Below are 13,058 nucleotides of genomic sequence, written 5' to 3'. Positions count from 1 at the left end.
ATCTACTAAACGTGCAACGTGATTTTCCGGAACAAACATTTCTATATCTAAAATCATCATTGTTTGTTTATTATTATAAGGCTGGAATACAAGTTTCTTTTGTTTCTTTTTGGGTTGATTTCCATTTTCAATTATTCCCTCTAGAGCTAGTTCCATTTGCATGTTATAATTTGTTTGAATAGTCATTTGATTATTCATAAAAAATCGTCCTTTCTGTTGAATGTTGTCTCCTCAACTTCATTCTACAAAAAAGGACGATTTTTTTGTACCATTAAATAGCAAAAGGGCTAGACCGAAGGTCAATTAAAAATTGACTTTTCGGACAGCCCCGTTTTTATATATACGTCTATTCCGCTTCGGCTTGTGTATCTTCTTGTTCGGTTTCATTGTTTAATTGATCTTGTTTCTCTTCTTTTGTTTCATAATAAGCTTCAACAACCCGTTCTCCTATCCTTGCTGAAATGTTATATGGAAGACGAGCCCCACCATCATTATATACGTTTGGCGCAACAATAGCAAAGGCAATTTCTGGATCCTCATATGGTGCATAACCGACAAAATTGATATTATATGTTTTAACACCTTTCTCAAGTTTTTCATCCCAAACATAAGATTCAGCTGTACCGGTTTTTCCTGCAACTTTCACTGGAACGTTATTAAAGTAAGCTTTAGCAGTACCTTCACTTCCATTTACCACTTGATAAAATCCTCTTTGTACACGTTCAAGCCATTCTGGTTTCAAATCAATACGATTTAATACAACTGGGTTAAACTTTTCAATAATGGGACCCAGTCCTTCTCCTTCGACACTCTGTTCACGTATTTCCTTTACTAACATCGGTTTCATGCGATATCCATTATTAGCTATCGTAGCCACGTATTGCGCTAATTGTAAGGTTGTATACGTATCAAATTGTCCAAAAGAGAAGTTTAGTAATAATCCTGGGTTATCTGGCTCGTTTTGAACTCCGATTGCTTCATTGGCAAAGCCAATTCCAGTTGTTGTACCTAGACCAAATTGTGCATAATAGTAACGCATTTTTTCAGCAAGTTTTTTATAATCCCAATTTAATGACGCATTAGGTCGATAAGTATCTCCTGCCAAACCATATACAATTTTCGCCATATAGACGTTGGATGACCGCTCTAATGCTTTAATTTCATTGATCGGACCCATTGCCCTTCCTGCAGATCGAATCGGACTACGACCCCTCACCGGCATAGGTTCGTCTCGGAAAATCGTCCCTGGTTGAATAGCTCCAACTTGATACCCCATTAAAACGGTTGCCCCTTTAACAACAGACCCTGGCTCAAAGGCGGATGTAAATGTCCCGCTGGCATAATCACTCCAGCTCTTTGCTTTTTCATCATATTGTTTACCAGCCATGGAAAGTATTTCACCCGTTTTTGGATTAAGGACAACTATGAAAGCTTTGTTAAAGTAATTGTTGTTCGGATAAGGAATCGCATTTAAGATTTCTTCCATAAGAATTTGTTCGACTTTTGCTTGAAATTCCATATCAACAGTTAATACAACATCCTTACCGCTTTTCCCTTCAGAAACAATTTCTTGCTCAACTACATCACCTTGTTTATTTGTAACCGTTCTAACTTTTGATTTCGTACCTTGAAGGATATCCTCTAAATATTCTTCTAAATACGTATAACCAACACGGTCATTCAGGCTATACCCTTTTGCTTTATAATAATCAACTTTTTCTTCAGGAAGTCCTGTTTTCACTGTACCGAGTATCCCTCTAAACGTATCATCATAAGTATAAGCACGTTGCCAATCCGTTGTCACATCTACACCAGGTAAATCGCCTAGGTTTTCGCTGATCATCGCATATTCGACGTCCGTTACATCTTTGTTTTTCACAATGGTAGGTGTTAATGCAGTAGCATTATATATTTTTCCATATATTGCAGCGACATTTTTATCAACGGTTTTCATATGTTCTTCGGTTACTCGATCGAGTTTTAATTTATATATATCTTTATCATCTAATTTTTCAGTCTCAGACTTCGTTACCAAGTCCTCCCCATTATCATGTTCCAACAACCAAATATCTTTTAAATCTCGTTCCCGAACTTTTTTTATATCCTCTTTTGGCATTTGAATATATTGTGCAAGTTTTTTCGCTACCTCGAGCAATTCCTTGGGTTGAGGATTTTTAGGCGGTGTATAGGTAATCGCCTTTTGCGGTATATTATAGACAATTTTTGTATAGTCATTATCATACATTTCTCCACGAGGTACGGAATAGTTGACCGACTCGACATCTGTCATTTCCACTTGTTTTTTATATTCTTTCCCCTGCACAATCTGAACGACACCAAGTCGTAACACAAGTCCAGAAAATAATAGAAACACGACAAAGAATAATAAATTTAACCTAGTGGGCAGATGGCTTTTCTTTTTATTCTCTTTTTTCTTTTTATGTCTCAATCGTTCACCACCCCTTAATCATTGTTTTTATCTAATCATCCAGTTGTTGACGTATGTATAAAATTGTGAACACCATTTTTACCCAATCTCTATTCTATTCGATTTTTCGACATTTTTCTATAAAAAATAAACATCCGTAATAAATTTAATATAAAAGTCATAAAAGAAGAAGGAGGTTTGAACGTTTGAAACAAGCCCCCTTCTTCATAAATGAGATTATTATGAATGAATTTCTTTTACGTTTATATGTCGAATGAACACATAGATGAACAAGTATCCTGAACCTAAAATTAATAATAAATACGGTAAAACAAGCTTAACGGCTAAATGAGAAACGGCAATTAAAAATAATAGAATAGAACAAACCCTTCCTCCATTTAAAAACAATTCATTTACAACAATATATTCAATCCTTAACTCTCGAGCCTTCCAACTTTTTCCGATTATATCATATGAAGTTGAGTTGAATGGAACGAGTACAATTGGATATGCAAACGCGATCATTGCTGAGTATATTAATAAAAGTGGGTATGTTACTTTAATAATGATCAAAAACACAGAACTAAACAGAATGATTCCACCAATTAACATCGCTCTATTTCGATATTGAAGTTTTATGTAGCGAGATGCAAAATAGTATGTTATAAACGAAACAAAGGAATTTACGAAAGCAAATGTACCTAACGCCATTTCACTCCCCGTTGCAATATAAACATAAATATTGATAACAAAGGCAAATAGACCCTCCCGAATCCCTTGAAAAAAAGAGGCATTTGTCACAAGTCGCCAGTTTTTATTCCTTTTTCGTTCATGCAAAATTTTTATAAAATAGTAATTTCCTTCGGCCGGACGTTTTGACATAAAAAAACTCAAAAATGTTGCTAAAGCGAATAAGCCTAAAGATATAATGAATATGATCGTATAGCCAATAAAACCTGTTAAACGAGAGATAATAACCCCGGCTAACAAAGGACCGATCATGCCACCTACAGAATTTAAAACTCCTAAAAATCCATTAAAAAAGTCCCTTGTCTCCGGTTCCGTTATTTCAAAAGTTAACACATTAAAGGCTAACCAATAAAAACCGTACCCTATCCCAAGAATCGCACCTAGTAGTATCAAAAACCGGTTTGCATTTGTCCCAGTGATCAAAACGGTCACATAAAAAACAGCTAAAAATATGATTCCGATTCTGAATACAATCATACGATCTACTTTTTTTGCCATTTTACCGGCCAAAATAAAAGTAAGCGGCTGAAAAATGACGACCGTTAAGTTATAAATGGCAATTTGAAAAAAATCCTCCGTTTGTTTCCATATGTAAACATTAACAAACGTGTTTGATAAAGCTATACTTAACGAATAGAGCCCACCGATAATGAGTAAAAATATTAAATCTTTTGTTATTTCTATATCTCCAAATATTTTTTTTACCTTGTTCTGTATCATAATTGTCTCCCCTTTAAACTATATTGTTTGTTAATTAAGGGGAGATATACTTTTCGATTTCTATTTTCATAAGGGATAATTTTCAAAAGTTTTTTCAAACGAAAAAAAGCTGACCTTATTGGGAACAAGGTCAGCTTATCGTACTTATATTTATTATTTTGCAGCGTTATATCTTTTTGCTACTTCGTCCCAGTTAACAACATTCCAAAATGCACCGATATAATCAGGACGACGATTTTGATATTTTAAGTAATATGCATGTTCCCAAACGTCAAGACCAAGGATCGGTGTTTTACCTTCCATTAATGGTGAATCTTGGTTTGGTGTACTAGTTACTTCTAATTCACCATTGTTAACTACTAACCAAGCCCAACCAGAACCAAAACGACCAGTTGCAGCCTTTGTAAATTCTTCTTTAAAAGCTTCAAAGCTGCCAAATTTAGCTTTAATTGCTTCTGCTAATTCACCTGTAGGTTCTCCGCCACCATTTGGTGAAAGGATTTCCCAGAATAAGGAGTGGTTAGCATGTCCACCACCATTATTGCGTACTGCTGTACGAATATTTTCTGGAACAGCATCAAGGTTTGCTACAAGTTCTTCGACTGATTTATTTGCAAATTCTGTTCCTTCAACTGCATTATTTAAGTTTGTTACGTATGTGTTATGGTGTTTCGTATGATGAATATTCATTGTTTCCTTGTCAATATGAGGTTCTAATGCATCATAAGCATAAGGTAATTTTGGTAATTCGAATGCCATAACTAACTCCTCCTTCATATATGTAAATATATGCTTTAGCCTCTCTAAAGCTACATCTTAAGATTAGCAAAATGATCATTTGAATTCAAATTAAATGCCTAAAATTGTTCACATTTACATCATTTCTCTATCTGAATCAGTAAAATTATACTGTTTTATATTCTTGATAGTGATCTAAACCATCCAAAATCGATTCTGCTATATTAACACAATGGTCGCCCATTCTCTCTAAATTAATAATGATATCAACAAATACAATACCTGCTTGCGCAGAGCATCTTCCTTCATTTACACGAAGAATGTGTTGCTTTCTATATTTTCTTTCTAGAAGGTCAATACGTTCTTCTTTTTTCATTACATCTTCAGCTAACTTCCAGTCATCCTGGTCAAGGGCATCAATCACTTCAGATAAAGTTGAAATGACGAGCGTATACATATCATTAATATTTTCTTTTGCATCTTCCGACATTTTCACTTTATTATTTACTTGATACTCGCCAAGTTCAATAATGTTTTCAAAATGGTCGCCTAGTCGTTCAAAATCCCGAACCATATCCATTAAATTATTATGCTTTCTAGACTCATGTTCATTTAAAGGGGCAGCAGAGAGTTCTACTAAATAACCTGTTATTTTATGATCTAAATTATTAACTGCATCTTCTAACTGTAAAGCAATCTCTGCATGATTACCGTTGCCAGTATCTAAATAGTTTTTAGCTTCTTCTAAACCTTTAAGAACTAATTGTCCCATGCGAATAACTTCTTCTTTTGCTGCACCTAATGCAATAGAGGGTGATTGTTGTATAAAAACTGGATCTAATTGTTTTGCTTTATAATCAACATAGGAATCTTCACCTGGAATTAACCTCGTAACAAGCCAAGCAAGTCCAGCAATGAATGGCAATTGAATCAATGTATTTGTCACATTAAAAGCACCATGGGCAAAGGCAATAACCATTTTTTCATTGAGACCTAATGAACCTTGAATAAATTCAATAAATGCTGTGAAAGGAATTAAAATTATTATGAAAATTGTTGATCCAATGACATTAAATAAAACGTGGCTTAATGCTGCACGTTTTGCCGCTACAGATGCACCGAGTGATGCTAAAACGGCCGTAATCGTTGTGCCAATATTATCACCAAACAAAACTGGTAAAGCTGCATCTAATGAAATTAAACCATCGGCGAATAACCCTTGAAGTATACCAACTGTGGCACTAGAACTTTGGACGATTAAGGTAAATACAGTACCAATTACGACACCTAGGAACGGATTATCACTCATACTAATGGTTAAGTCATGAAAGGCTTGTAAGTCACGTAATGGTTTCATTCCACTACTCATCAATTCAAGTCCGAAGAAGAGTGCACCGAAGCCAAACAAAACTTGTCCAATATATTGAACTCTTTTCGCTTTAAAGAAAAAGAGTAGAAATGAACCGAATGCTAAAATCGGTAATGCATATTCTCCGATATCTATTCCGATAATGAAAGCTGTAACAGTTGTACCAATATTAGCCCCCATTATAACCCCGATCGCTTGACGTAAATTCATAAACCCTGCACTAACCAAACCAACGGTTATAACTGTTGTTGCAGAACTGGATTGAATAAGAATCGTTACAACGATACCGGCAAGAACACCTTTAATAGGGTTCGTTGTAAAACGATCTAACAAATCTCTAAGACGATCACCAGCAGACTTTTGCAGCCCTTCTCCCATTGCTTTAATACCAAAAAGGAAAATACCAAGTCCACCAATAAATTGAAAAATTATTTGTTGAATATCCATTTGTTCAATTTCAACCCCTATAATTTTTTTATAAAATGTAACCCCATAAAACTATATGAAATTTCATGTCAGATTGTAAATATCTATCGACAAAAATTTACATATTTTTAACAATCTCATTCTTTATTTCGTTTTTATTACATTTATATTTCTGATCCATTACGACAAATTCATTACTAAACATAGTATTTGAGTTCTTACAATCTTTATTCTTATAAGTGTTTAACCAAATTTACTGAAAACTAGCAATGATCTATGAAATAGATGGAATTTTTCTTTAAAATGAAAGGAATTAGTTCGAAACATGATTAATATAATCTATTAAAAATGTTTTAATTCTCTTAAAAATTAAAAAAAGGTGATGCCATTGAAAAGAGCCTTTGGAACGATATTAATCATTTTAATCATGTATGCTGTTTTTATTGATTTAACAAACGGAACCCTTCCTTTAGTTGAACATAATCAAGAAGAGTCAAAAGAAACAATGACGACTTATAAATATTTTGAAGTGACTGTTAAACCAGGAGACACATTAGTATCACTGATTGAAAGCAGGGGATTTTTTCCTGAACATATTCCGATCGAACAAATTGTGGAAGACTTTATCTATTTAAACAATGGAATTAGTCCAGAGCAAATGCAACCTGGACAAATATATCGGATACCATATTATGATAAAGTAGCAGAATAACTTGAGTCATGGTTTTTCTTGATACAATGCATAAATGACTGATAAAATATAGTAGATAAAAGAAGGAATGATGTCAAAATGTGTAAAAAATGGATTACTATATAAGGGAGAGAATAATCTTGGGTGAAATTACGCATCGTACGAAAACTCGTCCAGTTAAAGTAGGAAATTTAACGGTTGGCGGAAATAACCATGTTCATATTCAAAGTATGACTACAACAAAAACACATGATGTAGAAGCTACCGTTGCGCAAATCAAACGATTAGAAGAAGCAGGTTGTCAAATAATACGTGTTGCTGTTCCAGATGAACGAGCAGCCAATGCGATTCCAGAGATAAAAAAACGTATTAATATCCCCCTTGTTGCAGATATTCACTTTAATTATCGATATGCTTTAAAGGCCATTGAAGGTGGCGTAGATAAAGTACGAATTAATCCAGGAAATATCGGAAAAAGAGATAAAGTGGAAGCTGTTGTAAACGCTGCAAAAGAAAAAGGAATTCCAATACGTATTGGGGTTAACGCCGGTTCCTTGGAAAAACATATATTAGAAAAATATGGCTATCCGACAGCAGATGGAATGGTAGAAAGTGCTTTACACCACATTAAAATTTTAGAAGAGCTTAACTTCCACGACATCATTGTTTCTTTAAAAGCATCAGATGTAAATTTAGCCATTGAAGCATATGAAAAAGCAGCAAAAGCCTTTAATTACCCTCTTCATCTAGGAATTACTGAATCCGGTACACAATTTGCGGGTACGGTAAAAAGTGCGGCTGGTTTAGGTGCAATTTTAAGCAAAGGGATTGGAAATACACTTCGCGTTTCCTTGAGTGCAGATCCTGTAGAAGAAGTTAAAGTTGCACGGGAATTATTAAAATCCTTTGGATTAATCTCAAATGCAGCAACACTTGTTTCTTGCCCAACTTGTGGTCGGATTGAAATTGATTTAATTAGTATAGCAAATGAAGTAGAAGAGTATATTCAAAAAATTAAAGCACCAATTAAAGTTTCTGTTTTAGGATGTGCAGTTAATGGTCCTGGAGAAGCTCGAGAAGCTGATATAGGTATTGCTGGTGCCCGAGGAGAAGGTTTATTATTTAGAAAGGGAAAAATTATTCGTAAAGTCCCTGAAGAAATTATGGTCGAAGAATTGAAAAAGGAAATTGATGCTATAGCCGAAGAATATTATGAAAAGGAAAAAGAAAAAATTTCACAAACAAAAGCATAAATAAAAGGTCAGGCCCTAAAATGGGGACTGACCTTTCACTATTAATAAAAGAAAGGAATTAAAAACAAACTAATTACGACAGACAATGCTCCCAAACCAATTGCCCAATTTCCAAGTCCTGTTGCTCCCCGATTTCTTGCAATAAACCCTAAAACAATACCTGCTGCACCAAAAAGAACCGGTGCACTTGTAACGAAGAGGGATAAAATCGATAACGCTAAAGCAACATAGCCAAAACCTTTTCCAGACTGCTCATTTTTATCAATATCTTCATTCGTTTCTCTTTGTGCAGAAACAGGAGCATAGATTTCAGCTGCGGTTTCTTCGTTGTAATCATCATAATCTTTATAGCCAGTTAAATAATCTCGATAACCATTATTTACATCGTTATCGACATTTTCGGATCGAGTTTGATTATGATTATTTTGATCCATAACTTCCCCTCACTTTCTTTGGGAGCATTCATAGTTTGAACAAAAGACGAAGGAAATACACTGTTAATATTTTGCTTTATATACTGAATTCAACTTTATATAACAATGGAACATATCCCCATTTATGTTAAACTAATTTGTAAATACATCTTTAAAGGAGTAAAAACATGCAAAAACGATTTGGAATAGACATTGACGGGACTGTCACATCCCCAGATGCCCTCGTCCCATTTTTAAACGAAGGATTTAAGTTACAATTAACGTTAGATGATATTACACAATATGATTTAACACCTTTTGTTCCCGTTTCACGAGAAGAATTTAATCAATGGTATATAGAGAATGAAGGGAAAATTTATCAAGCGTCTCCGATTGCCGCCGGTGCAAAAGACGTTTTAAATGAATGGGATAAAAAACATCAAATGTATTTTATTAGTGCTCGAAGTAAACAAAACTTTGAAATAACAAAAACATGGCTTGACCAACATCAAATTCGATATGATGAAATTATATTGTTAGGCTCCCATAATAAGGTTCAAGCAGCAAAAGAGTGGAATATTGATATCTTTTTTGAAGATCGCTACGAAAACGCAGTCGAAATTCATGAACAATGTAAGATTCCCGTTGTTTTGTTCGATACACCTTATAATCGGAAACCTCTTCCGGAAGGTGTTATTCGTGTTCAATCATGGATAGAAGCAAAAAAATGGGTTGATGATTGGTTAAACAATAATTAATTATGACAATAATCATAAATATAGGAGGCTCCATTTTGGAAGCCTCCTATATTGATTAGGTATATTGATTAGGCGTTACACTCATTACAATACCCATAAATTTCAAACTTATGACCAGATATGGAATAACCTTGCAACTCATTTTGCACATGCTCATGTTCCATTGGACATAAATCAATATGTCTTGTTTTGCCACATTGTAAACATATAAAATGATGATGATGATCATCATGGGTACAAGTAAACCGGAAATGTTTCTCACCAGATAATTCTGTTATTTCGATAATTCCAAGTTCTTCAAATAAAGAAAGATTGCGATATATGGTATCAAAACTCATATTGGGATAAGTATCTTTCAACCCCTCTAAGATCTCTTTTGCTGTCATATACTTGTCATGTGCAGCCAAAAAATCAAGCATTTCCATCCTTTTGCCGGTATATTTATATCCATGTTCCTTTAACAATTGAATTGCTTCATCAACTTTCATATTATTTCTCCTCCCAATCACCTTTCATTATATTTGAATTTCTTAGTAAACAAAATGGTTATGATTAGGATGATTGCTAATATACAAACAATCGTTCCACCCGGAGCCAAATCTAAATAAAATGCACTAACTAATCCACCAACAACGGCAACTTCACCAAATATGATTGAAAAAAAAATGGTCTGTTTAAAACTTTTTGACACTCTCATACTAGCAGCAACTGGCAATGTCATAAGTGATGATACAAGCAGTACACCAACTATGCGAATCGATATCGCTATAACTAATGCAACAAGAATGATGAAAATAAAATGAACAGTGCTGCTTCGTATTCCTTGTGCCTTTCCAAATTCTTCATCAAAGGCAAGCAAAAATAGTTCCTTAAATACAAAGAATATCGTTAAAACGACAAGTAAGCCGATAATGAAAATAGAAAATAAGTCTGTACGACCGACTGCACTTACACTCCCAAACAAATAACCAAAAAGATCTTGATTAAATCCGTCAGCAAGAGAAATAAAAATGACCCCTAAACCAATACCAATAGACATAATGATCGGGATTGCTAATTCTTCAAAATGCTTATAAACGGATCTTAATTTTTCTATACTTAATGCCCCAATAACTGAAAACAACATTCCTCCATATAAGGGGCTGATTGTCGATAAAATTGGCGAGTAAGTAGCAGCTAACATCGTCGCTGCAATTCCAGAAAGCGAAATATGACTCAATGCATCTGCAATTAAAGATAATTTCCGCACGACGATAAAAACACCCAGTAACGGTGCAATGATTCCGATTAACATTCCAGTTAAAAAAGAGTTTTGTAAAAATTCATATTGAAATATGTGATGAAACATCAATATTTTTCCTCCATTTGTTCGCCCAATGTTTCAAATTCAGTTTGATAAAACGATTTTATTGTTGTTTGATCGAGATTTTGAAAATCTTGTACAGGACCATGAAAATGCAATGTGCGATTTAGCCAAGCAATATGACTTGCTTTATCAAGGATAGTACCTAAGTCATGGGTAACCATAACTAACGTGATATTTTTTTCCTTGCTCAATCTTTCTAACAGATGAACAAATGTGTCAACACGTTTACGGTCTATACCAACAGTCGGCTCATCCAGTATGATAATATCCGGTTCACCAATGAGTGCCCTAGCGATAAAAACTCGTTGTTGCTGCCCACCGGATAATTCACCTATGTTCCGATGGATTAAATCTTCCATATCAACAGCCTGTAAAACTTCCTGTACCCTCTGTTTAACATCTTTTGGAAAGAAACGAAACATTCCAGTTTTTTTCGTTAATCCGCTGCGAACGACTTCATAAACCGTTGCAGGGAAACCAGAGTTAAAAGCATTGGCTTTTTGTGGGACAAAACCGATTTTTTCCCAGGCCTGATATTTCTCAATAGGAGTACCGTACAACAAAATTTCACCTTTTTGTTTTTTCAATAGTTTTAACATCAACTTGATTAATGTAGATTTTCCTGATCCATTAGGACCGAGAATAGCTAAAAATTCACCTTTATGGATCGTTAAATTAATATTTTTTAATACATCTTCGTTAGCATAACGGTAATAAAGATTTTTAATTTCTATAATTGGTGCCTTATTTTTCATCCTTTCACCCTTCTTTAATACTAAATTCCTCACCTTTTTAGGAATGATTACGATTTAACTAATTAAGTATACAAAAATTACTACGCACTGTAAAGAATGAGATTTAAATTTAACTAATAAATCCTTTAGGAACATTTTATATTGAATATACATAAAGTATGGATGGGGAGGAGATGCCATGAAATTTCTAGAGAAAATCATAAATGCAAAAATTAACGGAATATCAGGGAAAGAATTGCAAAAGTTCGCCTATCAATTCAATATTGAAGTCAGCCTTGAACAAGCAGAACTGGTTTCACAATATTTAAAGGGAAAAAATATAGATATTTTTAATGAAACGGACCGTACCAATGTATTAAAAGAAATTACTAAAATTGCCGGAACGGAAACAGCCAAAAAAGTGAATGAACTTTTTTCTAATTTTATCAATTAAGAAAGAAATTTGCCCTAAATAAAGAAAAGGGCTCCACCACGGCAGCCCTATCATTGTTATTCTGCATTCATTATTTTTTCTAAAACATTTTCATCAAACTTCTTATTTCTTAACATTTCAATTTCATGTTTATATGGTGGCTTTTTATTGTTTTTATCTTCCCCTACATACGGCGTTTCTAATATTTTGGGAACATTCTCTAATTGAGGGTGATGAACGATATAATTCAAGGCTTCAAAACCAATAGTGCCAAATCCAATATTCTCATGTCTATCCTTTTTTGAACCCATCGGATTTTTACTATCATTAATATGAAGAACCTTTATACGATCTATACCAATAATCTTGTCAAATTCATTGAGGACACCGTCAAAATCTTCTTTCACATTATATCCAGCGTCATTGGTATGACATGTATCAAAACATACAGACAATCGTTCATTATTCGTAACCCCTTCAATAATCATCGCTAACTCTTCAAATGTTTTTCCACATTCCGATCCCTTACCGGCCATTGTTTCTAAGGCAATTTGAACATCGGCATCTTGTGAAAGGACTTCATTTAATCCTTCAATAATCTTTTTAATCCCAGCATCTTCACCAGCCCCTACATGAGCTCCTGGATGTAGAACAATTTGTTTTGCACCAATGGCTTCTGTCCGTTCTATTTCCGATTGTAAAAAGTCAACTCCTAAACGAAATGTTCTTGGATTTGTTGTATTGCCGATATTAATGATATAAGGGGCGTGAACAACAATTTCATGAATGCCATTTTCTTCCATATGTGCCCGTCCAGCTTCAATATTTAACTTCTCTATACTTTTTCTACGCGTATTTTGCGGTGCACCAGTATAAATCATAAACGTGGTTGAACCATAAGATACTGCTTCTTCACTTGCTGCTAGGAGCATTTTATCCCCGCTCATTGAAACATGTGATCCAATTTTTAACATTTTTG

The 13,058-nt window shown here is 34.2% G+C and carries 14 protein-coding genes; 4 read left to right on the top strand and 10 right to left on the bottom strand.

Features of this window, described 5'->3' with window-relative positions; genetic code table 11:
• The 5 genes from OEV82_RS00885 to OEV82_RS00865 form a co-directional block, all read right to left on the bottom strand.
• Positions 1–198 (bottom strand): hypothetical protein (locus tag OEV82_RS00885; protein ID WP_263060707.1); only part of this gene is annotated, 198 nt, incomplete at its 3' end.
• A 148-nt stretch (positions 199–346) separates the two neighbouring features.
• Entirely contained in the window at positions 347–2,449 is a 2,103-nt protein-coding gene (locus OEV82_RS00880) for a peptidoglycan D,D-transpeptidase FtsI family protein (protein WP_263060706.1), read from the bottom strand.
• Positions 2,450–2,668: 219 nt separating this feature from the next.
• Positions 2,669–3,898 (bottom strand): MFS transporter, encoded by a 1,230-nt coding sequence (locus OEV82_RS00875; RefSeq protein ID WP_263060705.1) that lies wholly within the window; start codon positions 3,896–3,898, stop codon positions 2,669–2,671.
• A 153-nt stretch (positions 3,899–4,051) separates the two neighbouring features.
• A complete protein-coding gene (gene sodA / locus OEV82_RS00870; RefSeq protein ID WP_263060704.1) occupies positions 4,052–4,657 on the bottom strand; it encodes a superoxide dismutase SodA in 606 nt (201 codons plus the stop codon).
• Between the two features lie 145 nt (positions 4,658–4,802).
• Complete coding sequence (locus tag OEV82_RS00865) at positions 4,803–6,452, bottom strand: Na/Pi cotransporter family protein (RefSeq protein WP_263060703.1); 1,650 nt, start codon at positions 6,450–6,452, stop codon at positions 4,803–4,805.
• Positions 6,453–6,819: 367 nt separating this feature from the next.
• Here OEV82_RS00865 and OEV82_RS00860 point away from each other — a divergent pair, with 367 nt between their 5' ends.
• Together OEV82_RS00860 and ispG are read left to right on the top strand one after the other, a co-directional pair.
• Positions 6,820–7,143 (top strand): LysM peptidoglycan-binding domain-containing protein, encoded by a 324-nt coding sequence (locus OEV82_RS00860; RefSeq protein WP_263060702.1) that lies wholly within the window; start codon positions 6,820–6,822, stop codon positions 7,141–7,143.
• A gap of 128 nt (positions 7,144–7,271) precedes the next feature.
• Entirely contained in the window at positions 7,272–8,375 is a 1,104-nt protein-coding gene (gene ispG, locus OEV82_RS00855) for a flavodoxin-dependent (E)-4-hydroxy-3-methylbut-2-enyl-diphosphate synthase (RefSeq protein WP_263060711.1), read from the top strand.
• A 41-nt stretch (positions 8,376–8,416) separates the two neighbouring features.
• On the opposite strand, the gene OEV82_RS00850 is transcribed toward ispG, so the two are convergent.
• Positions 8,417–8,809 carry a DUF4190 domain-containing protein gene (locus OEV82_RS00850; RefSeq protein ID WP_263060701.1) on the bottom strand — a complete coding sequence of 131 codons (393 nt, stop codon included), beginning with the start codon at positions 8,807–8,809 and terminating at the stop codon, positions 8,417–8,419.
• Between the two features lie 167 nt (positions 8,810–8,976).
• Between OEV82_RS00850 and OEV82_RS00845 the strand changes: the two genes are divergently transcribed.
• Positions 8,977–9,546, top strand: coding sequence for a hypothetical protein (locus OEV82_RS00845; protein WP_263060700.1), 570 nt, complete (start codon positions 8,977–8,979; stop codon positions 9,544–9,546).
• 68 nt (positions 9,547–9,614) lie between these two features.
• Here OEV82_RS00845 and OEV82_RS00840 read toward each other — a convergent pair whose 3' ends face one another.
• Genes OEV82_RS00840 through OEV82_RS00830 form a run of 3 tightly spaced genes read right to left on the bottom strand, consistent with a single transcriptional unit; the run spans position 9,615 to position 11,667 of the window.
• The gene (locus OEV82_RS00840) at positions 9,615–10,034 is read right to left on the bottom strand and encodes a Fur family transcriptional regulator (protein ID WP_173662309.1); all 420 of its coding nucleotides are present in this window, start codon (positions 10,032–10,034) and stop codon (positions 9,615–9,617) included.
• Positions 10,035–10,051: 17 nt separating this feature from the next.
• Positions 10,052–10,894: a metal ABC transporter permease gene (locus tag OEV82_RS00835; protein ID WP_263060698.1), complete on the bottom strand. Its 843-nt coding sequence runs from the start codon at positions 10,892–10,894 to the stop codon at positions 10,052–10,054.
• The gene (locus OEV82_RS00830) at positions 10,894–11,667 is read right to left on the bottom strand and encodes a metal ABC transporter ATP-binding protein (protein WP_263060697.1); all 774 of its coding nucleotides are present in this window, start codon (positions 11,665–11,667) and stop codon (positions 10,894–10,896) included. The genes OEV82_RS00835 and OEV82_RS00830 overlap by 1 nt, the downstream gene beginning before the upstream one ends.
• Before the next feature lie 178 nt (positions 11,668–11,845).
• Between OEV82_RS00830 and OEV82_RS00825 the strand changes: the two genes are divergently transcribed.
• Complete coding sequence (locus OEV82_RS00825; RefSeq protein WP_173660281.1) at positions 11,846–12,100, top strand: DUF2624 domain-containing protein; 255 nt, start codon at positions 11,846–11,848, stop codon at positions 12,098–12,100.
• A 56-nt stretch (positions 12,101–12,156) separates the two neighbouring features.
• Here OEV82_RS00825 and OEV82_RS00820 read toward each other — a convergent pair whose 3' ends face one another.
• Positions 12,157–13,053 carry a deoxyribonuclease IV gene (locus OEV82_RS00820; protein ID WP_173660279.1) on the bottom strand — a complete coding sequence of 299 codons (897 nt, stop codon included), beginning with the start codon at positions 13,051–13,053 and terminating at the stop codon, positions 12,157–12,159.
• Positions 13,054–13,058: the final 5 nt, after the last annotated feature.

It is taken from the genome of Pallidibacillus thermolactis (assembly GCF_025660415.1).
Taxonomy (GTDB): Bacteria; Bacillota; Bacilli; order Bacillales; family Caldibacillaceae; genus Pallidibacillus; species Pallidibacillus thermolactis.
Note: the sequence above shows the minus strand (reverse complement) of the source record. Positions and strands in the feature narration are given on the sequence as shown.

Bases quoted from the DNA above. Each gene is read 5' to 3' on its own strand.
- OEV82_RS00820 (WP_173660279.1), bottom strand. From the start codon at position 13,053: ATGTTAAAAATTGGATCACATGTTTCAATGAGCGGGGATAAAATGCTC.
- OEV82_RS00830 (WP_263060697.1), bottom strand. From the start codon at position 11,667: ATGAAAAATAAGGCACCAATTATAGAAATTAAAAATCTTTATTACCGT.
- OEV82_RS00875 (WP_263060705.1), bottom strand. From the start codon at position 3,898: ATGATACAGAACAAGGTAAAAAAAATATTTGGAGATATAGAAATAACA.
- OEV82_RS00865 (WP_263060703.1), bottom strand. From the start codon at position 6,452: ATGGATATTCAACAAATAATTTTTCAATTTATTGGTGGACTTGGTATT.
- OEV82_RS00850 (WP_263060701.1), bottom strand. From the start codon at position 8,809: ATGGATCAAAATAATCATAATCAAACTCGATCCGAAAATGTCGATAAC.
- OEV82_RS00825 (WP_173660281.1), top strand. From the start codon at position 11,846: ATGAAATTTCTAGAGAAAATCATAAATGCAAAAATTAACGGAATATCA.
- sodA (WP_263060704.1), bottom strand. From the start codon at position 4,657: ATGGCATTCGAATTACCAAAATTACCTTATGCTTATGATGCATTAGAA.
- OEV82_RS00840 (WP_173662309.1), bottom strand. From the start codon at position 10,034: ATGAAAGTTGATGAAGCAATTCAATTGTTAAAGGAACATGGATATAAA.
- OEV82_RS00845 (WP_263060700.1), top strand. From the start codon at position 8,977: ATGCAAAAACGATTTGGAATAGACATTGACGGGACTGTCACATCCCCA.
- OEV82_RS00835 (WP_263060698.1), bottom strand. From the start codon at position 10,894: ATGTTTCATCACATATTTCAATATGAATTTTTACAAAACTCTTTTTTA.